18 protein-coding genes are annotated in these 20057 nt (G+C 69.8%); 8 read left to right on the forward strand and 10 right to left on the reverse strand.

Features of this window, described 5'->3' with window-relative positions:
* Nucleotides 1-195: 195 nt before the first annotated feature.
* The 5 genes from ACPCJR_RS11365 (at nt 196) to ACPCJR_RS11385 (ending at nt 6173) form a co-directional block, all read left to right on the forward strand.
* Nucleotides 196-2433, forward strand: coding sequence for a TonB-dependent siderophore receptor (locus ACPCJR_RS11365; RefSeq protein ID WP_391512202.1), 2238 nt, complete (start codon nt 196-198; stop codon nt 2431-2433).
* 119 nt (nt 2434-2552) lie between these two features.
* Complete coding sequence (locus tag ACPCJR_RS11370; protein ID WP_391512201.1) at nt 2553-3053, forward strand: hypothetical protein; 501 nt, start codon at nt 2553-2555, stop codon at nt 3051-3053.
* 102 nt (nt 3054-3155) lie between these two features.
* A complete protein-coding gene (locus ACPCJR_RS11375) occupies nt 3156-4283 on the forward strand; it encodes a pyridoxal phosphate-dependent aminotransferase (RefSeq protein WP_391512200.1) in 1128 nt (375 codons plus the stop codon).
* Nucleotides 4280-5215 carry a prephenate/arogenate dehydrogenase family protein gene (locus tag ACPCJR_RS11380; protein WP_391512199.1) on the forward strand — a complete coding sequence of 312 codons (936 nt, stop codon included), beginning with the start codon at nt 4280-4282 and terminating at the stop codon, nt 5213-5215. Before ACPCJR_RS11375 ends, ACPCJR_RS11380 begins: the two co-directional genes overlap by 4 nt.
* Nucleotides 5216-5231: 16 nt before the next feature.
* Nucleotides 5232-6173, forward strand: a complete 942-nt coding sequence (locus ACPCJR_RS11385) for a glycosyltransferase family 2 protein (RefSeq protein ID WP_391512198.1) — start codon at nt 5232-5234, stop codon at nt 6171-6173.
* Between the two features lie 130 nt (nt 6174-6303).
* Here the strand turns inward: ACPCJR_RS11385 and ACPCJR_RS11390 are convergent, their stop codons facing one another.
* The 3 genes from ACPCJR_RS11390 to ACPCJR_RS11400 form a co-directional block, all read right to left on the reverse strand.
* Entirely contained in the window at nt 6304-8385 is a 2082-nt protein-coding gene (locus tag ACPCJR_RS11390; RefSeq protein ID WP_391512197.1) for a tetratricopeptide repeat protein, read from the reverse strand.
* A 368-nt stretch (nt 8386-8753) separates the two neighbouring features.
* Nucleotides 8754-9866: a DUF2125 domain-containing protein gene (locus ACPCJR_RS11395; RefSeq protein WP_391512196.1), complete on the reverse strand. Its 1113-nt coding sequence runs from the start codon at nt 9864-9866 to the stop codon at nt 8754-8756.
* Nucleotides 9867-10001: 135 nt separating this feature from the next.
* Nucleotides 10002-10445, reverse strand: a complete 444-nt coding sequence (locus ACPCJR_RS11400) for a hypothetical protein (protein WP_391512195.1) — start codon at nt 10443-10445, stop codon at nt 10002-10004.
* Nucleotides 10446-10759: 314 nt separating this feature from the next.
* Between ACPCJR_RS11400 and lptE the strand changes: the two genes are divergently transcribed.
* Both lptE and holA read left to right on the forward strand, forming a co-directional pair.
* The gene (lptE, locus tag ACPCJR_RS11405; protein ID WP_331287768.1) at nt 10760-11323 is read left to right on the forward strand and encodes an LPS assembly lipoprotein LptE; all 564 of its coding nucleotides are present in this window, start codon (nt 10760-10762) and stop codon (nt 11321-11323) included.
* A 10-nt stretch (nt 11324-11333) separates the two neighbouring features.
* Nucleotides 11334-12365, forward strand: coding sequence for a DNA polymerase III subunit delta (holA, locus tag ACPCJR_RS11410; RefSeq protein WP_391512194.1), 1032 nt, complete (start codon nt 11334-11336; stop codon nt 12363-12365).
* Nucleotides 12366-12554: 189 nt separating this feature from the next.
* Here the strand turns inward: holA and ACPCJR_RS11415 are convergent, their stop codons facing one another.
* The 7 genes from ACPCJR_RS11415 to ACPCJR_RS11445 all read right to left on the reverse strand — a co-directional run bounded on the left by ACPCJR_RS11415 (nt 12555) and on the right by ACPCJR_RS11445 (nt 18674).
* Nucleotides 12555-13064, reverse strand: coding sequence for an ureidoglycolate lyase (locus tag ACPCJR_RS11415; RefSeq protein ID WP_391512193.1), 510 nt, complete (start codon nt 13062-13064; stop codon nt 12555-12557).
* A 1-nt stretch (nt 13065) separates the two neighbouring features.
* Entirely contained in the window at nt 13066-13899 is an 834-nt protein-coding gene (locus ACPCJR_RS11420) for a bifunctional allantoicase/(S)-ureidoglycine aminohydrolase (protein ID WP_391512192.1), read from the reverse strand.
* Nucleotides 13900-13926: 27 nt separating this feature from the next.
* Nucleotides 13927-14823, reverse strand: coding sequence for a ParB/RepB/Spo0J family partition protein (locus tag ACPCJR_RS11425; protein ID WP_391512374.1), 897 nt, complete (start codon nt 14821-14823; stop codon nt 13927-13929).
* Nucleotides 14824-14855: 32 nt separating this feature from the next.
* Nucleotides 14856-15701 (reverse strand): ParA family protein, encoded by an 846-nt coding sequence (locus ACPCJR_RS11430; RefSeq protein ID WP_391512191.1) that lies wholly within the window; start codon nt 15699-15701, stop codon nt 14856-14858.
* Nucleotides 15698-16333, reverse strand: a complete 636-nt coding sequence (rsmG, locus tag ACPCJR_RS11435) for a 16S rRNA (guanine(527)-N(7))-methyltransferase RsmG (protein WP_391512190.1) — start codon at nt 16331-16333, stop codon at nt 15698-15700. The genes ACPCJR_RS11430 and rsmG overlap by 4 nt, the downstream gene beginning before the upstream one ends.
* 54 nt (nt 16334-16387) lie before the next feature.
* On the reverse strand, nt 16388-18262 hold the full coding sequence (gene mnmG, locus ACPCJR_RS11440) for a tRNA uridine-5-carboxymethylaminomethyl(34) synthesis enzyme MnmG (protein ID WP_391512189.1): 1875 nt from the start codon (nt 18260-18262) through the stop codon (nt 16388-16390).
* Nucleotides 18263-18407: 145 nt separating this feature from the next.
* A complete protein-coding gene (locus ACPCJR_RS11445; RefSeq protein WP_391512188.1) occupies nt 18408-18674 on the reverse strand; it encodes a DUF6894 family protein in 267 nt (88 codons plus the stop codon).
* A gap of 323 nt (nt 18675-18997) precedes the next feature.
* Here ACPCJR_RS11445 and ACPCJR_RS11450 point away from each other — a divergent pair, with 323 nt between their 5' ends.
* Entirely contained in the window at nt 18998-20056 is a 1059-nt protein-coding gene (locus tag ACPCJR_RS11450; RefSeq protein WP_391512187.1) for a PAS domain-containing protein, read from the forward strand.
* Nucleotide 20057: the final 1 nt, after the last annotated feature.

A 20057-nucleotide genomic window follows, 5' to 3' on the forward strand; every position in this document is an offset into this window, starting at 1 on the left:
ATCCTGTGGCAGACCCGCTACAGGATGATCATTTGCGCGCGACTGTCTTGCGTGCCGAGGCGCCGTCTCGTACCGCTGAGCTTGCGAAAAGCAAGCAACAACAACAGTTTAGCATAATTCCAAACAACAGACCGACCCCGTTCCGCGCGTTTCTGCGGAGGCCGTCGACTGTGCTGGGCAGATGGGGTCAGGAGTATGGGGTCGGTTCGCACTCTCGTCGGCGTCCGCGCCCTGCGGACGATGGCGCTGGCAGGCGCCTCGCTGTTCGCGCTCACCGCGAGCGCCTCGGCGCAGCAGGCCACAGCCCGGCTCGATGAACTGTCGGTCGAAGGCAGCGGTCGGGGTGCCGGCGCCACGGGCGGCCAGCCTGCCCAACGCGGCGCGGATGGGCGTGTCGCCCCCGAGGACCCGCGCGGCCCCGTCGCGGGCTACGTCGCCACCCGATCGGTGACCGCGACCAAGACCAACACGCCGCTGATCGAGACCCCGCAATCGATCACGGTGATCGGCACCGAGCAGATCCAGGCTCAGGGAGCCACGACGCTGACGCAGGCGACCCAGTACACTGCCGGCATCTATTCCGGCGTGACGGGTGTCGACGAGCGCGTCGACTTCTTCAATCTGCGCGGCTTCCGGGCGAGCGACTACGGCATCTACAAGGACGGCCTGCAACTCCTCAACTACGGGTTCGGCACCCTGAAGACCGAGGTCTTCGGCCTTGAGCGCATCGAGGTTCTGCGCGGTCCCGCCGCGGTCCTGTTCGGTGCCGGCAATCCGGGCGGCATCGTCAACCAGATCACCAAGCGACCGACGCTGACCCCGTTCGGATATGTCGAAGTCGGCGGCGGCTCGTTCGGCCAAGTCTATGGCGCCTTCGACATCGGTGGCCCTGCCGACGATTCGGGCCACTGGTTCTACCGCCTCACCGGAATCGGCCGGGCCGGTGGAACGCAAGTCGATGGAGCCGATTCGGATCGCTACTACATCGCACCGGCGCTAACCTATCGGCCGGATGCCGGAACCTCGTTCACCCTGCTCACCAGCTATCAGCGCGATTCCAGTGCGGTTACGGCGAATTTTCTGCCGTATTCCGGGACCGTGCGTCCGAACCTGAGCGGCCTCCGCATTCCTCGCTCCCTGAATGTCGGCGATCCGACCTTCAACAACTTCCAGCGCGAGCAGCTCTTCGCCGGTTACGAGTTTGAGCACGCCGTCGATGCGACTTGGACGGTGCGCCAGAACCTGCGCTACTCCTTCAGCGACGGCTATCAGAACTCCTATGTCGGCCAGTCCGGCTATGCCGACCCTGCGCAGACGCAGCTCGCTCGCTACCAGTTCGGCTTTACGGACAAGGTCAGCCTGTTCCAGGTCGACAACCAGGCCGAGGCGCGTTTCTCGGACGGCTTTTTCCGGCATGACCTGATCCTCGGCGTCGATTACAAGAACTACACGCTGCACGACAATCAGCAGGTTCTGTTCCCGGGGCCGAACCTCAATCTCCTCAATCCCATCTTCGGGCCTCCGCAAGATCGAGCTCCGACCAATCTCGTCGACGTGCCGCGCTTCACGCAGATCGGTCTTTACGCCCAAGACCAGATCAAGCTGACCGAAAACCTGACCCTCGTCGCCGGACTGCGTCAGGACTTCGCCACGAGCGATGTGAAGGTGAAATTCAGCCGCTTCGGCGACCAGAGTTCGTCGCGGGACGATCAGGCTCTCACCGGACGCGTCGCGCTGATCTACAACTTCGACTTCGGGCTCGCGCCCTACGTCTCGTACTCGACCTCGTTCCAGCCGCAGATCGGTATCGACTCGATCACGGGCGGAGCGCTCGTGCCCGATCGGGGCGAGCAGGTCGAGGTCGGCGTGAAGTTCCAGCCGATCGGCGAACGCTACTTCCTGACGGTGGCGGCCTTCGATCTCGTCCGCGACAACCCGCCGATTCCCTCACCCTTCGCCAACGGCAGCAGCACGACGCAGCTGGGCTCCGTCCGTTCGCGCGGCATCGAGGCTCAGTTCGTCGGCAACCTCTTCGACGGCCTGAACGTGGTCGCCGCCGTCACCCATTTCGATCTCGAATACATCAAGAGCCAGCAGACTCAGCTCATCGGCAGGACGCCGATCGGCGTGCCTGAGACCTATGCCTCCGCCTTCCTGGACTACACCATTCCCGTGGGCGACTACCGCGGCCTCGGGTTCGGCGGCGGCGTCCGTTATGTCGGCCGATCCTTCGCGAACGACATCAACTCGCTGACCGTGCCGGATTTCGTGCTCTTCGACGCGACGGTTCACTACACCTGGGACCGTTGGCGCGCGGCGGTCACGGCGTCGAACATCGGCGACCGGCGCTTCGTCACGTCCTGCACGGACCTGAACAACTGCTTCTACGGCGAGGCCCGCCGCGTGCTGGCCAGCCTGAGCTACAAGTGGTGAGTCGCCGCAGGGCCTGTCGTCGGGTCCTGCACGACCTTGGAGGCGGCCGGCGGCCGGGCTATCTCGTGTTTCTCTAAGCGGATCGTGAGAATCCGCCTCTTCGAGGAACGCTCCCCGTCATGACCTTCCGTCCCCTCCTCGCCGCCCTGATGGTCGGCGGCCTCGCCCTTCCGGCGCTCGCCCAGGAGCCTACCGCGCCGCCGCCCGCGCAGCAGGCTCCACAGCAGGAAACCCAGCCGGAGACTCCGAAGGAGGCCTCTCCCCCGCGGCCGATCCGCAATGCGCCGAGCCCGCGGGCGCTGGAATTTGCCGCCTACATCTTCTCGGCGGTCAATGTCTGCGGCTACCAGCTCGGCACGGCCGAGTTCGAGGCACTGCTCGCCAAGCAGAACACCAAGCTCGCCGACGTGAGCCCCCGCGGCCCCTTCGGCAATCGGGTGATGGGCATCTTCACCCTGATGTCCAACCAAATGAACCTGAACCGCGAGCGGTCCTGCCTTGCCGTGGCCGGCGAGTACGGGCCGGAGGGCAATGTCGCCAAGAACGTCCTGCTGCCGCCGGGCACCCGCGAGGCGCCGCCTGCGTCGGATTCCTCCGGGGCCAAGCCGGCGCAGCCTTAAGGCGGTCGCAGGCTCCGCGCAGGGCGGCTCCCCCCCGGCGCGAAATGCTGTAGAGGGACGGCGAAACCCTTCGTCGTCCGCCTCTCCCGCTGGCCCAGGCCCATGTCCGCAACCGACCCCGCCAACCAGTTGCTGCGTCCTCAGCCGCGCCCCGGCGTGCTCGCCATCGAGGCCTACGTGCCCGGCAAGAGCGCCGCGCCGGGCGTCGCCAAGATCCACAAGCTCTCCTCCAACGAGACGCCGCTGGGGCCGAGCCCCCGCGCGGTCGAGGCTTATCGCGCGCAGGCCGACAGCCTCGCCCTGTATCCGGACGGGAGCGCGGCGCGGCTGCGCGCGGCGATCGGCGCCCGCTACGGGCTGGACCCCGCCCGCATCGTCTGCGGCGCGGGCTCGGACGAGCTTCTGACCCTGCTGGCGATGGCCTTCGTCGGGCCGGGGGACGAGGGCATCTACTCCACCCACGGCTTCCTCGTGTACCGCATCGCGATCCTCACCGCGGGCGGCACCCCGGTCGTGGCGCCGGAGACGACCCTCACGGTGGATGTCGACGCCATCCTCGCCGCGGTCACGCCCCGCACCCGGATCGTCTATCTGGCCAACCCCAACAATCCGACCGGCACCTACCTGCCCTTCGAGGAGGTGCGCCGCCTGCATGCCGGCCTGCCGGGCAACGTGCTGCTGGTGCTCGACGGCGCCTATGCCGAGTACGTGCGCGCCAACGACTACACCGCCGGGCTCGAACTGGCGCTCGACGCGCCCAACGTCGTGATGACCCGCACCTTCTCGAAGATCCACGGGCTGGCCGCGCAGCGCATCGGCTGGATGGTGGGTTCCGAGGCCGTGATCGATGCGATCAACCGCATCCGCGGGCCATTCAACCTCTCGGCGGGCGGCATCGCGGCCGGGGCGGCGGCGATCGCCGACGAGGCCCATGTCGCGGCGGCGGTGGCCCACAACGACGAGTGGCTCGCCTGGCTCACCCACGCGGTCGAGGCTTTGGGGCTCACGGTGACGCCGAGCGTCGGCAACTTCCTGCTCGTGCACTTCTCCGACGCGCCCGGCCGGACCGCAGAGGAGGCCGACGCGCACCTGACGCGCTGCGGGGTGATCGTGCGGCGCGTCTCCTCCTACGGCCTGCCCAACGCCCTGCGGGTCACGGTCGGCAGCGGGGAGGCCAACCGCGCCTTCGTGGAGGCCCTCGGGGACTTCCTGGGGAACCCGCGTTCGTGACGGCGGTGGTGGAGCGCCTCGCCATCGTCGGCCTCGGCCTGATCGGCTCCTCGATCGCCCGCGGCGCCCGGACCTACGGGCTCGCCGAGACGATCGTGGCGGTGGACCGCGACGCGGACGTGATCGAGCGCGTGAGGGCCTTGGGGCTGGCCGAGGCCGCGAGCACCGAGGCCTCCGCGGTGGCGGGCGCCGACCTCGTGATCCTGTGCGTGCCGGTCGGCGCCATCGGCACGGTGGCGGGGCAGATCGCGCCGCACCTGAAGCCGGGTGTCGTCGTCTCCGACGTGGGCTCGGTGAAGGCCGCCGTGGTCGCGGCGGTGGCGCCGCATCTGTCTGAAAGGAATCCGTTCGTGCCGGCCCATCCGGTGGCGGGCACCGAGTATTCGGGGCCGGATTCGGGCTTCGCCACCCTGTTCTCGAACCGCTGGTGCATCCTCACGCCGCCCGACGGTGCGGACCCGGCGGCGGTCGAGCGGGTGCAGGCGCTCTGGCAGGGCCTGGGGGCCATCGTCGAGACGATGACGCCGGAGCATCACGACCTCGTGCTCGCCATCACCAGCCACGTGCCGCACCTGATCGCCTACAACATCGTCGGCACCGCCGCCGACCTCGAGGAGGTCACGCAGTCCGAGGTGATCAAGTTCTCCGCCGGCGGCTTTCGCGACTTCACCCGCATCGCGGCCTCCGACCCGACCATGTGGCGCGACATCTTCCTGACCAACCGCGAGGCGGTGCTGGAGATGTTGGGACGCTTCAACGAGGATCTGTCCGCCCTCTCGCGCGCCATCCGCTGGGGCGACGGCGAGGCGCTGCACGACCTGTTCACCCGCACCCGAACGATCCGCCGCGGCATCGTCGCCATGGGGCAGGAGACGCCGGAGCCGGATTTCGGCCGCTCCCGCAAGGCGGCGCCCACCGGACCGCAGGGCTGAGAAAGGAAACGCCGCCATGCGGACCTTCGCGATCGTCACCGTCCTCGAGGGCGCAGTGCCCGGCCTGGCCGAGTGGCTCGCCTTCCACCGCGCCGTCGGCGTGCGGCACTTCGTGATCTACGACAACGGCATCGACGCCGAGGCAACCGCAACCCTGACGCTGCATGAGGGGATCGGCGTCACCACCCTGCCCTGTCCGAGCCGCCTCGACTGCGCGCCGCGTTTCGCGGCCTACGAGCATTTCCTGGCCTCGCGGGCGCGCCTGTTCCGCTTCGCCGCCTTCCTCGACACCGACGAGTTCCTGGTGCCGCCCCCCGGCCGCAGCCTGGAGGGCTGGCTCGCCCGCATCCCCGCCCATGCCGGGGCGGTGGCGGTCAACCGGCGCGCCTTCGACAGCGCGCAGCCGGCGCAGCCCGATCCCGGCCTCGTGCTGCGGCGCTTCCCGCGGGCGCTGGCGGGCACGGACCGGAGCGAGAACCGCGTCGCCAAGTCGATCTACCGGCAGGGCGCCATCGCCGCGATCCGCGATCCCCACCGGGCGGCCCTGGTGCAGGGGGAGTGGCTGATGAGCGACTTCAGCCCGGCGGAGGCCGACCCGAACCGTCCCGACGCCATCCTCGGCGTCCGGCACGGCGAGATCCGGATCAACCACTATCCCTCGCAGGCCCTCTCACAGGCCGGCGACTCGTCCGGCGGGGGCGAGGCCTGCCCGCGCACGCAGAGCTGGATCGGGCCGACCCTCGACGAGATGCGCCATCTCCTCGCCTTCGCGGACGCCGTCGCGCCGGCCGCGGCGGCACAGCTGCGGGCCCGCTACGCCGCGGTGCCGGAGCTGGCCCGACCGGTCTCCCCGCAGGAACACCGGCTCTGGCGCCTGCGCCACCTCCATCGGCCGCGGGCGGAGGCGGCAGGCCGTTTCCTCCAGCGCAAGATCTTCGGCGCGCCGCGCCCCTGGTAGGCGCCCGCCTCACGCCGTGATCGCGAGGCGAAGCCTCGAGGGCATCGTCCCGAAAGGTGGCCGCCGGCTTTCGGGACGATACGAAACAAGAGACGAGAACATCGTGCCGGATACGATATCCGGCACGATGTTAGCGCTGCCCCTTTCGTGCGGCGGGGGCCTTCCTGCCCTTGCCCGTCCCGGTCTTGCGCCCGGGCATCGCCTTCCCGCTTCTGGACTTTGCCGTCGACGCCCGTCCGGCCGTCCTGAGGTATGTCTGCGCCCGCGGGTTGCGGGCCGCGGCGGAGGCGAGGATCAAGCGCATCCCCTCGTCGGTGTCGCGGGCGGCGCCGCGGCCGGCCACGAGGTTGCGGCCGAGCTGGTACTGCGACTCCGAATAGGCCACCGCGTCGATGTCGGAGCGGTTGTCGATCGACTGTCGGAACCAGTAATTCGCCTCCTCGTAGTCGGGCATGCCGTCCCAGCCCTGGATCAGGGCCATGCCGAGATTGTGGTAGGCGACCGCCGCGCCGCCCACCGCGGCCTCACGCAGCATCCGCGTGGCCCGTGCCCCGTTGGGTTGCGGCCGGTCCATCTCCATCAGCGCAAGGTCGTTCAGGGCCTGGGGCAACCCCTGCTCGGCCGATTCCTGCAGCAGCGTGAGACCGCGCAGCCGGTCCTTCGGCACGCCGCGGCCCTTGAAATAGAGGTTGGCCAGGTTGAGCTTGGCGGTCCGGTCGTTCTTCGCGACCGCCATTTCGAGCCAACGGACAGCCTCCCTGTCGTCCTGCTTCACCCCACGGCCGGCCATGAAGGCGTAGCCGATATTGTTCATGGAGGCGGCCGAGCCGCGCTCGGCGCCCTTGCGGTACCATGCCAGGGCCTCGGTCAGATCGCGGGGCACGCCCCGGGCGTGGTCGTACTGCATCCCGATGGCGGTGTAGGCCGCGGCCACGCCCTTCGCGGCCGCCCGGTCGTACCAGCGCCGCGCCTCGGCGTGGTCGGTCGGCACGCCCTGGCCGTAATCGTGGATCGCGCCGATCTGGTTCATCGCCCGGCCGTCGCCGGCCTCCGCCGCACGGCGGAACCACTTCATCGCCAGAGCGTAGTTGCGCACCACGCCGTTCGCATCCTGATAGCGGACGCCGAGCCCGTGCGCGGCCTCGACCGAGCCGCCCTCGGCCAGCCGTTCGAGCAGCACGAGGCCCAGCGGCACGTTGGTCGGCGCCTTGTCGATGTAGGAATTGGCGAGCGCGAAATGCGCCGTGGCATTGCCGAGACCGCTCGCCCGCAGGAGCCAGCGCCGCTGGCCCGCGATGTCGACGGGGCCGCCCTCGCCCGCCCGCATCATTCCCGCGAGTTCCAGCATGGCTGGGATCGAGTCCCGCTCCGAGGCCAGAAGATAGAAGCGCCGCGCCGCCGTGAGGTCCCGCGTCAGCCCGAGGCCTCGGTCGTGCAGTTGCCCATAGACGAAGGCAGCGTGCCGGCTTCCGCTCGCGATCGCTCCCTCCAGAAGAGAGCGAATGCGCGCCTCGTCCGGCCCGAACCGCCCGTCGGCGGTCTCCGCGAGCATCCGCGCCAGATCCGCTGCCGCGGGGGCGTGCCCGGCCCGGGCCGCCTCCTCCAAGAGAGCGAGCGCCCGGGCGGTGTCGCGCTGCGGCGGCTCGGCCTGGGCGAGGTTTCGGGCCAGATAGCGCTTGAGTTCGGGGTGGCCGGTTCGCGCGACGCCCTCGCTCAGCACCGCGAGGCCGGCCGGACGATCCTTCGGCAACGCAGCACCGTAGAGCCCGTCGAAGAACCCCTCGCCCATCGCGTCGAAGCCGCCGGAAAAGCCGAGATCCTTCGCACGGCGGAAGGCCGCGAGTGCCGCGTCCTTGCGCTCCAAAGCCTTGAGGGTGAGACCGAGCCGGTAGGCGTGACGCCCCTCCCCCGGTTCCGCATCTGCGGCGGCGGCACAGGCGGTCGCGGCGGCCTCCAGGGCAGCGGTCCGGCCCTCGGTCACGCCGTCGAGAATCGAGCGGTCCGGGGAGACGACCTCGATCTCACGCGGGAGACCGACGGCACGGTCGCAGGCCTCACCCGGCGTGCCTCCGGAGGCCGCAACCGGCCCCTGCGCAGCGGGATCGCGCGGAACCGTCTCGGATGGGGCCGGACGCTGTTCCTCCTCGGCCCGGAGCGGGCCCGGAACCGCGAGAGCGACGCCGAGCAGGAGCGCGACGAGGGAGGCGCGCACCGGCCGTTCCCGCCATCGACCCCGCTCCTCCTCCTGCCGTGGCCCGAGGCCTTCACCGAAGCTGGCGTCGTCGCCAGCGCGACCGGACGCGTTCGCGGAGATGGGACTCATCCCCCGCCGTTTCCCACCCCGCGCGCATCGCGCGGAACGGCGCGAAGCCGAGGCTGCTGCAGTCTCCGGCGACATGTTGGGAAACTCCGGCGATTCAGTCCGCGGCCCTGCCCTCCCGGCAACGTGTCGCCGGAGATCGAGGAGGGGCGGCATCCGTGTGCGGAGATGGGTCACACGCCCGCGCTGTCATCGGCCGTGAGCCGACGGTGACATCGAAACGTCAGCGGCGTCGGGCCTGCGGCCGGCGCGGTCTTCCCTCAGTATAGGACCGGCAGCACCACGTTCGGCACCGGGAAGGGTCCGAGCATCAGCCGCCCGTCGGTGAGGCGCAGGGTCGGCAGGGGCTTGAGACCGTTGGGGCCGCTCTCGTCGGCCGCCCGGGCCTCGCCGGCGGCATCCTCGCGCTTGCGCAGGCCGCCGAGGAACTGGCCGACGATGCTGCCGATCAGCGCGCCCTTGTCCGCGCCGAAGCGCTGGCCCATCACCTGCCCGACCAGGGCTTCGAGGCCGGCTGCGCGGATGTCGAAGCGCCCCTCGGGACGGTGCTCGCCGTCGAGGCCGACCGCGCCCTTGGCCTGAAGACGCCGCTCGCCCTTGGCGATGGAGATGCGACTCACGTCGAGCCGGCCGTCGGCCTGACGCCACTTCTCCAGTTCCCGCGCCACGGTGCCCGTGCGCAGGACGTTTGCCCGCTCGATGGTGGTGTCGAGGTCGATGTCGGCCGGGTCGGCGCTGCCGCTGAGCGCGTCGAGCCGCGGCACCGCCGCCTTGGCGAGCCGCAGGCTCACGTCGATGGCGCCCTCGCTCTCGAAGCGGCCGGGGGTCGGCCGGGCATGCAATTCGAGGTGCTGCGCGGCGAAGTCGACAGGGCCGGGATCGGGTGATTGCACGCTGCCCTTCGGCGCGTCGACGACCAGGGAGACGCGGCTGAAGCCGTTCGAGGCGGCGTGGAAGCTCGCCTCCAGGGAGGTCCAGGTGACGGCCCCGATCAGATCACCCTGCTCGACGTGGAACGGCCCCGTGGCCTCTAAAACGGCGTGGCGGGGATCGTAGACCTGCACGACGACGGTGATCGGCCCCAGCGTGAAGCGGCTGTCCGAACGGGCGAAGCGCACCGAGGCGCAGCGCAGCTCCAGGCGGAAGGGGAAGCCGGTGATGGAGCGGTCGGCGCAGGTCCACTGGCGGCCGGCCTGAGCCTCGCGGGCGAGCCAGGCATCCATCTCGCTCTCGGCCTTGCCGCGAATGAAGAACCACGCGGCGGTCCAGGCCAGGACGATGGCGGCGAGGAGAATATAGGGAAGGAACAGGCCGATCCGCCTGCGCGGCCGGGGGGCCGGTCCGCCGGGAATCGGTTCGGGAGTCTGCGCCATCGGCCTCGTTCCTGCGCCGCCCGGCAGGGCAGGCCGGGCGGCCCCGTGTTTGGAGACCGGGGCGGCGCAAGGCAAGTGCCCTCCCCGGGCCGGCCTCTCACAGGCCGGCGAGCGGAATCGGGGCGATCGGAGCCATCAGGCAGCTGAAAGGTCCGCGTCCGCGGCGAGGTCGGTGACGACGGCGCGGCGCGCCTCCTCGCTCTCGGCGAGGCGATGGACATGCATCTCCGTCGCGCCGTTCTGGCGGGCGCGGGCGAGCCAGTTGCGGTGCAGCCGCTCCCGCGCGCCCCTGCCGATGGCGGCGATCGCGACGGCTTCGGCGATGCCGGCCTCGTCCCGCCGCACCGCGATCACCACCGCCTCGCCGATCTCGGCGAGTTCGGCTTCCACGAGATCGTGGACGCCCACGACGTAGCGCCGGCCCGAACGCCCGCGCCACGCGCTCAAGGACGGGGCCGCGCTGCCGCGCAGGCCCGCCATGGTTCGGAGCCGCTCCTCGCGCACATCCGCTCTCCGGGATCGGTCGTCCTTCAGGTCACGCAGCGCGACCGACCAGGACAGGGCTCGTTTGTTCGCCATTTGTTCCAATCTACGACGGGGGCCCGATCGCCGTCAAGGCGCAGGTTCGGAACGGGTTTCCGGTATGATCGGAAGGTGGGAATCCGCCCGCGGTTCCACAAGCGAGCGCAGACGATTGCCTGCGGCGGCATGCCCCCTCCCCGATCATCGTCTCGCCGCACGGCCCTCATAGAGACAGCATTCGTAAAGTATGATCGTGCCAGGGTGACCGGGCGCGGCGCCTGCCGTACAAGCGGAGCCGTGCCGGGTCCGCGAGGAACTCGGGCGCGATGCGGTGGGGAGCGGCCTCGGGGCGTGTGATGGGTGTGGCGACGATGAAGCCAGGTGTGAGGCCGAGGGTCCGGCCAGCTGTCCGGGTCGCCCGGCTCGTGCTCGCCGCCGGCCTCGCTCTGAATCTCGGCGCCTGTTTCCGCCCCCTCTACGGGCCGACCGCCTCGGGCGAATCGATGCAGGGATTGCTTGCGGCGATCCAAGTCGACGACGTCCTCATGGCCCAGGATCAGGAGCGGCTCGGCCATTACCTGCGCAGCGAGCTGATCTTCGATCTCGACGGTTCCGGTCAGGCCGCCGTGCCCAAGCGCTACCGCCTGAAGATGCAGGGCAGCGAGCAGGTGCAGACGCCGATCGTCTCCTCCACCACCGCCCGGGCGGAGGCCGGCACGATCGTCGGCACCGTGAAGTTCTCCCTGGAGAGCCTGGACGGGCGCCGCATCCTCACCGAGGGCGTCGCCACGGCGACCGCGACCTACGACCGCTCGATCCAGCGCTTCGCCTCCCTGCGCGCCGCGCGGGACGCCGAGATCCGGCTCGCCAAGGTGCTGGCCGACCAGATCAGGACCCGGATCGCCTCCGTCCTCACCGTCAAGCCCAACCCCTGACGGCCGCGGCATGACGGCGGTCAAGGCCGGCGATGTCGAGGGCCTCGTCCGGCGCGGGCCCGATGCGCGCATCGCGGTGGTGCTGGTCTACGGGCCCGATACCGGCCTCGTCGCCGACCGCGCAACGCGGCTGGTGCGCGGCATGGTAGCGGACCCCGACGACCCCTTCGCCCTGATCAAGATCGACGGCGACACGCTCGCCGCCGATCCCGGCCGGCTGATGGACGAGGCCGGAACCGTCGGCCTGTTCGGCGGGAGCCGCACCATCTGGGTCCGTTCGGGAAGCCGCAACTACGCTCCGGCGGTCGATGCCGTGCTGAAGGCGCCAACCGAGGGCGCGCGCATCGTGGTGGAGGCGGGCGATCTCGGTCGCTCGGCCCCCCTGCGCACCCTCTGCGAGGGCTCGGCGAAGGCGCTGGCGCTGCCCTGCTACGCGGACGACGAGCGCACCCTCGCCGACCTCATCGAGCGCACGCTCCAAGAGGACGGCCTGCGCATCGACCGGGATGCCCGCGACCTGCTGACCGGCAGCCTCGGCAGCGACCGCCGCGCCAGCCTCTCCGAGATCGGCAAGCTCGCCCTCTACGCCCGCGGCCAGGCCAGCGTCGGCCTCGACGATGTGGAGGCGATCGTCAGCGATGTCGGCGCGAGCGTCCTCAACGCGTTGATCGACGCCGCCTTCGCCGGGCGCGCAGGGGACGCCGAGCGGGAATATCGCCGCTTCCGCCACGAGGGGATGGACCCCTCCGCCATGCTGGGCGCGGGGCTGCGGCACGGCCTCGCCCTTCTCTCCCTGCGCCTCGACAACCCGCGGGGCAGCGCGAGCCAGCTCGTCGCCAACTGGCGCGGCCTACACTTCCGGCGCAAGGCGCTCGCGGAAGCCCAGCTCGCCCGCTGGTCGGCGCCGGGCCTGCAGCAGGCGGTGGGCTGGCTCCAGGACGCCGTTCTGGCCTGCCGCCGCTCCGAGCCGGACCTCGCTCATGCGCAGGCCCAGGGCGTCTTCCTGCGCATCGCCGTCGAGGCCTCCCGACGCCGGGCCTGAACGGGTCGACCGCTCGTCGTCTCAGACGGCTTCCGGCTGATCGCTTCGGTCTCTTCCTTCGTCCTTGCGAGGCTCAGCGAAAGCAATCCAGGGCGCGACCTTTCCTGAGATGCCGCGCCCTGGATCGCTTCGCTGCCGCTCGCGATGACGGAGCGGGGCAAAGGCCAAAACGATCAAACGGAGTCGATATCAGACGCCGAACGGCTCCAGATCGATCCGCCAGGGCGCGTCGAAGACGAACTCTTCGAGGTTCACTCCAGCCCCATCGCGATCGACGACGAGGAAGCTCTGCGCGCCGCCGATCGGCGCCAGCACGCCATGCCACGTGCCGGCGCGGTAGTTCACGCCCTGCCCCGGCGCGGTCAGGAAGGCGAGCGGTTCGCCGGGGCGCCCGTTCCGGTCGGGACAGACGGTCACGAGGAAGGGCGCATCGCACAACGGGACGAAGGCCTGCGAGCCGAACGGGTGCCGCTCGACGAGGTCGAGGTGGAACGGTGCCGGAGCGGGCTTCGAATCGACGAGGCTGAGCACGACCTCCGCCCCCTCGCCGAGGGCCTGCGCCGTGGCGAGGGCGTGGTAGCGCAGGGCCCTGTCGCCGTTCATCGGCCGCGGCACGCGCCCGTTCCGGTCGATCACCGCGCCGAACTCGGCGAAGGCCTCGCGGGTCAGCGGGCGGGCGGTGACGACGCGATCCGGCATCTCAGCGCCCCGCCAACCGGAGCCGGGGGTGCCGGTTCACGTCCTTATAGAGCAGGTAGCGGAACGGCTCCGGCCCGCCCGCGTAGCAGGCCTGGGGGCAGAAGGCCCGCAGCCACAGGAAGTCGCCCGCCTCCACCTCCACCCAGTCCCGGTTGAGCCGGTAGACGCCCTTGCCCTGGAGCACGAACAGCCCGTGCTCCATCACGTGCGTCTCCTCGAAGGGGATGACGGCGCCGGGCCGCAGCGTGACGATGTTGACGTGCATGTCGTGGCGCAGATCGGCCGGGTCGACGAAGCGCGTCGTCGCCCAGGCGCCGTCCGTGCCCGGCATCGCCATCGGCTCCACGGCAGCGTCGGAGGTGAAGAGCGGCTCGGGCAGCGCGAGGCCTTCGACGGGTTCGTAGGCCTTCCGGATCCAGTGATAGCGCGCGGTCGCAGTGCCGTCGTTGCGCAACGTCCAGTCCGCGCCCGGCGGGAGATAGGCGTAGCCACCCGGCTCGAGCGGGTGCGGCGTGCCGCCGAGGGTCACCGTCAGCCCGCCCGCGACGACGAACAGCACGCTCTCGGCCCCCGCATCGGGCTCCGGCCGGTCGCTGCCGCCGCCCGGCGCCGTCTCCATCAGGCACTGGCAGAACGTCTCGGAAAATCCCGTCATCGGCCGGGCCAACACCCAGGCGCGGGTCTTCTCCCAGAACGGAAGGGCGCTCGTCACAATGTCCCGCATCACCCCCCGCGGGATCAGGGCGTAGGCCTCCGTGAAGACCGCTCTTCCCGCGTGCAGGGTGGCTTGACCGGGCAGACCGCCGGCCGCGACGTGGTAGCGCTGGATCGTCATGGAAGCCCCCGCAGCGGGAAGGCGGGATCAGCTCCCGCCGAGCTTGCGGCAAAGCGCGTCTCGCTCCTCGGCGCTGGCGTAGCGGATGCGGATCTCCCCCTCCCCGCTCGCCTTGCTCTTCACCGCCACGGTATGGCCGAGGGCGCGGCCCAGCAGTTCTTCCAGGGAGCGCAGGGCAGCGTCGGAGCCGGCGGAGCGGCGCGGCCGGCCGGGGCGGGGCGTCTCGTCCTGCGGCGCCTCCGCGGCGGCCAGAGCCTCGACCTCGCGGACGGACAGGCCCTCGGCCACGATACGGCGCGCGATCGCCTCGGGATCGCGCACGGAGAGCAGGGCGCGGGCATGGCCGGCGGTGATCTCGCTCGCGGTGACGCGATCCTGGATTGCGGGCGGGAGCTGAAGAAGGCGCAGGGTGTTGGCGAGATGGCTGCGGCTCTTGCCGAGCAAATCGGCAAGCTCGGCCTGCGTGTACTGGAACTCTCCCATCAACCTTTCGTATCCGGCAGCCTCCTCGATCGCGTTGAGGTCGGCGCGCTGGACGTTTTCGAGGATCGCGTATTCGAGCGAGGTGCGGTCGTCGATCTCGACCACGACCACCGGCACCTCGTTGAGGCCGGCCCGCTGGGCGGCCCGCCAGCGCCGCTCGCCGGCCACGATCTCGAAGGTGCCGGGAACGCCGGAGAGCGCGCGCACCACGATCGGCTGGATCACGCCGCGCTGGCGGATCGAGGTCGCCAGCTCGTCGAGTTCCGGTTCCAAGAAACGGCGGCGGGGATTGCGCGGGTTGGGACGCAGAAACTCCACCGCCACCTTGCGCTGCGGCTGCCCCGAGGCACGGGCCGCGTCCCCGCCGGCATCGTCAGAAAAGTCGCCGATCAGCGCCGCAAGGCCGCGCCCGAGCCGCGGCCGCGCCGCATCATCCGCCATCGCCACGAGAGGACTCCGTTACGCTTCAGGTTTCAGGCGGCGGCGGCGGGCGGCGGCGCCCGGCCCTCGCGCTGGATGACTTCGGAGGCGAGGCGCAGATAGGCCTGCGAGCCCGCGCATTTCAGGTCGTAGAGCAAAACCGGCTTGCCGTGCGAGGGCGCCTCCGAGACCCGCACGTTGCGCGGGATCATGGTCTCGTAGACCTTGTCGCCCATGAAGCCGCGCACGTCCGCCACGACCTGGGTCGAGAGGTTGTTGCGCGGGTCGTACATGGTCAGCACGACGCCCTGGATCTGCAGCTTCGGATTGAGGGCGCCCCGAACCTGCTCGACGGTGCGCAGCAACTGGCTGAGACCTTCGAGGGCGAAGAACTCGCATTGCAGCGGCACCATCACCGCGTCGGCGGCGGCGAGCGCGTTGATGGTGAGCAGGTTGAGTGAGGGCGGGCAGTCGATCAGCACGTAGCTGATGGGCTCCGTGCCCTCCGGGGTCGTGAGGTCTCGCAGGATGTTGCGCAGGCGGTGGGCCCGGTCGGACGCGCTCGCCAGTTCGAGTTCGAGACCGAGCAGATCCATGGTCGAGGGCGCGACCGACAAGCGCGGCACCGCCGTCGGGGTGATCGCCTCGGAGAGCGGGGCTTCGCCCGCCATCACGTGGTAGGTCGAGACCTTGCGGCGGCGCCGGTCGATGCCGAGTCCGGTCGAGGCGTTGCCCTGCGGGTCGAGGTCGATCACCAGCACCTGCTCGCCGATGGCGGCGAGCGCCGTGCCCAGATTGATCGCGGTGGTGGTCTTGCCGACGCCGCCCTTCTGGTTGGCGAGCGCGAGCACGCGAAGCGGTTTGGCCGGGGCCGGGTCGGCCTTTGTCGAATCGGTCATGGATCCACGCGGGAAAGCGACGTGACGCGCACGATCCGTGCCTGCGAGTCGGTGCGGCTCGGAATCAGGTCGCGGGCGAATGTCCACTCTCTGTCGGCCTCGGTCAATTCCGTGGCTGCATCACGTCCCTTCGGAAACAGCCCGACGGTGCCTTTTGTCAACAGAGGCTCGGTCCAGGCGAGGAGCTGACCGAGCGGCGCTAGGGCCCGGGCGCAGACGATTTCCGCCTCGGTGAAGCCAGCGATCACCGCCTCGATCCGAGTGTTGTAAACGGTGACGGGCGCCGAGGTCAGGCGGGCCGTCTCGGTCAGAAAGGCGCATTTGCGGGCGTTGCTTTCCACCAGATCCATGCGGAAGCCGGGGCGGTCCCGGCCGGCGATGGCAAGGATCAGTCCGGGAATGCCGGCACCGGAGCCGAGATCGACCCAGCGGGTCGCGTCCGGGGCCAGCGCCAGGAGTTGCAGTGCATCGGCGATGTGCCGCTGCCAGACTTCCGTCAGGGTGGCGGGTCCGACGAGGTTCTTGACCGTCTGCCACCGGGTGAGCTGCGACACGTAGAGATCGAGCGCGGCGATTGTTTCACGTGAAACATTGTGCTCAGCCAGCACGTGGGCACGCTGGTTAGTGCTCATGCGTGCGACCTCTCTCTGCCGGCGCGGGCGGCCGCGTTGAACCCTCCCGCATCGTCAGACCGAAACCTGTGCCCTGCCCCGGCGGGCATGAGCAGCCAGCAGCGTGAGCGCGGCGGGTGTGACACCCTCGATCCGGGCCGCCTGACCCAGGGTCGTCGGCCGCACGCCATCGAGCTTGGCCCGCATCTCGTTGGAGAGGCCCGCGATCGCGCCGTAGTCGAGGGCGGCCGGCAGGCGCACCGCCTCGTCCCGGCGGAAGGCGACGATGTCCGCCTGCTGCCGATCGAGATAGACGGCGTAGGTCGCATCCGTGCGCAGACGCTCGGCAATCCGCGGCGGCACGGCCGCCAGTTCCGGCCAGACCCCGGCGAGCTGCTCCCAGCCGATCTCGGGATAGGACAGGAGCTGAAAGGCGCTGCGGCGCAGGCCATCGCGGTTGAGGGAGAGGCCGTGGCGCGCCGCCTCGTTCGGGGTCAGGCTGAGGGCGTCGAGGCGTGCCCTCACCGCGGCGAGCGCCGTTTGCGCGGCGGCGAAATGCGCCGCGCGGCCTGAGCCGACGCAGCCCAGGACCGCGCCGCGGGGCGTCAGACGCTCGTCGGCATTGTCGACGCGCAGGCTGAGCCGGTACTCGGAGCGCGAGGTGAACATGCGGTAGGGCTCGCTCACCCCATGCGTGACGAGATCGTCGATCATCACGCCGAGATAGGATTCCGCCCGGTCGAAGATCGCGAGATCCGAGCCGCCCGCGAACCGCGCGGCGTTGAGGCCCGCGACCAGCCCCTGCCCCGCCGCCTCTTCGTAGCCGGTGGTGCCGTTGATCTGCCCCGCCAGGAACAGGCCCGGCAGGCGCTTGGCTTGAAGCGTGGCGTCGAGTTCGCGCGGGTCGACGTAATCGTACTCGATGGCGTAGCCGGGCCGCACGATCCGCGTGCGCTCCAGCCCTGGAATGGCGGCGATGATGCCGGCCTGAACCGCCTCCGGCAGCGCCGTCGAGATGCCGTTCGGATAGACGATGGGGTCGTCGAGACCTTCCGGCTCGAGGAAGATCTGGTGTCCCTCGCGGTCGCCGAAGCGCACCACCTTGTCTTCGATCGAGGGGCAGTAGCGGGGTCCCCGGCTGCTGATGCCGCCGGAATACATTGGGGACCGGTGGAGGTTCGCCCGGATGAGATCGTGGACGGCCGTCGTCGTGCGGGTGATGCCGCAGGCGATCTGGGGCGTGGTGATGCGCTCGGTCAGTGTCGAGAACGGAACGGGTTCCTCGTCCGCGTGCTGCATCTCCAGGGCGGACCAGTCGATCGTGCGACCGTCGAGGCGGGGCGGCGTCCCGGTCTTCAGCCGGCCGAGGCGGAAGCCGTATCGGTCGAGCGTATGGGCGAGACCGATCGCCGGCCCCTCCCCCACGCGGCCGGCGGGAATCTGCGTCTCGCCGATATGGATCAGCCCCCGCAGGAAGGTGCCCGTGGTGATCACCACCGCCGCGGCCGAAACCCGTCGTCCATCCGCGAGCACGGCGCCCGCGACGCGGCCCGTCTCGACGATCAGGTCGCCGGCCTCGCCCTCGATGACGGTGAGCCCGTCCGTTTCGGCGACGGCCCGCTGCATGGCGCTGGCATAGATTGCCCGGTCGGCCTGGGTGCGGGGGCCGCGCACGGCCGGACCCTTGCGGCGGTTGAGCAGGCGGAACTGGATGCCGGCGGCATCTGCGACGCGGCCCATCAATCCGTCGAGGGCATCGACCTCACGAACGAGGTGACCCTTGCCGAGGCCGCCGATGGCAGGGTTGCAGGACATCGCGCCGATGGTCGCAGCCCGATGGGTGACGAGCGCCGTCCGAGCGCCGCTCCGCGCGGCTGCCGCGGCCGCTTCGACGCCGGCATGGCCGCCGCCGACGACGATCACGTCGTAGCAGGAAGAGATGTCGTGCATGGGCTGTGCTTACGCATGCCCGAAGAGGGAGGTCAACGCACCCGCATGCGCCGGACAATGGCGCGCGGCACCGAGCCTCGATCAAAGCTTCCGTCCCCTCCGTCCAGGGGGCGGGTCAGCGGGAACCGGCCACTTCGCGCCGATCTCAGGCGGCAGAGCGCTGCGGCTCCGAAGCAAGCATCGCGGATGTCGGGCGGACCTGAACATCGATCCGGAAAATCGCGGGATTGGCGTCGTCAGCCACTTCGAGCGACCATGTGCTCCCAAGAGGCATCTGGTGCCCGCTGTCCTTGAGCAGAGATCCGGCCATGCGCACGGCCTCTCTCACAGCGACATCGAGATCGGGAAGTTCGACACCTTCGTCATCGATCAGACCGAGATTGTCATGCACGTTGAAGTAATACCTTGGCATATTCGCCCCTGCAGATAGAACGCATCGGGATCAAATGATGCCGCAGAGGCTTTATTTGCGAAAGCTGCCTGTTTGGGAATTCATGAGCAGTTTTTGCTCATAATGTTGGCTTCGACGCAAAGTGCCGGCAATTTCTGCGCACACCCAAGATCCGAGCGAGATGCAACAGCCATTGAAACACGATCCGATCATGTAATGTCATATTGCGTACAATAAAACGGGGTTCAACAGAAACTCGAACACTCGACGGCGCGTGCGGCAATCGTTCAGCCGATGTCGGCTGCCATTGTCGGCCGAGGTTGCAGGTTTCATATCGCGTCTCCATGCTCCGCCTCGAAAGCCCCGGCACCCGCTCCCCGATGAACACGGCCGATCTCCGATTCTCTTCAACCGACTTTCTCAAGCTTCTCGAAAGCGTAGGGCTGACGGGAACCTGGGGCTGGCGATTTGCCGAGCGAGACCATGTCTGGTCGCCGGGCCTCTTCCGCCTGCTCGGTCTGGCGCCCGGCGCCCTGCCCCCGAGCTACGAGCGGCTTATCCGGTTCGTCCATCCCGAGGACCGAGACCTTCTCGAGCGTGCCGAGGACATCGCGACGTACGGCGTCCTGAACGACCACACCGTCCGCGTGATCCGCGCTGACGGGGCATCGCGCATCCTGAGCCTTCGGGGCCGCGTCTACCACACGCCCGAAGGCCGCCCATGCGCCGCGGCAGGCGTCGTGCTGAACGTAACCGACCGGGAACAGATGGCCGCAGCCCTGCAATTGGAGCGCCGTCGCCAGTGGGCCTTGTTCGAGACGCTTCAATCCTGGTCGAACGCGGCGCTGTATACCGGCGGCCAGCGCGTGGCGTCACCCGAGATCCTGAGCCTCACCGGCATAACGCAGGACACCTTCCAGGCCAATTGCGACAGCATCGTCGCAAGGGACGACCGTGTGCGGATGCGGGCCGAGCTTCAGGCGTTGATCGCGTCTGGCAAACCGTTCGAGGTGTCAAAACGGCTGATCTTGTCGGATGGCGAGCAGGGCCATTTCCGGTTTCTCTACGCACCCGTGCGTGACACCGCGGGTCGGATCGAGACATGGGCCACGCATGCCGCCCGCATCGGCGGTCCGGCGGCACCGGCCGTCGATCAGGTCCGCAAAGGGCTGGAGGACGGCATCGAGGCGCATCATCTGCGCGCGGCACGGGCACTGCTCGGCTGGTCGATGCAGGATCTCGCCCGGGCCGGCGGCCTGTCCTTTGCCACCGTCCGGCGCCTCGAAGAATCCGTTGGCGGGCGACGCGCCCACAGCCACCGGATGGCGATCGCGGCGTTGCAGCGAGCCGGAATCGGCTTTCGGATCATCGACGGCAACCACATCGCCGTGTTCAAGACCTGAC

It is taken from the genome of Methylobacterium sp. NPDC097929 (assembly GCF_049543375.1).
In the GTDB taxonomy this organism is placed as follows: Bacteria; Pseudomonadota; Alphaproteobacteria; order Rhizobiales; family Beijerinckiaceae; genus Methylobacterium.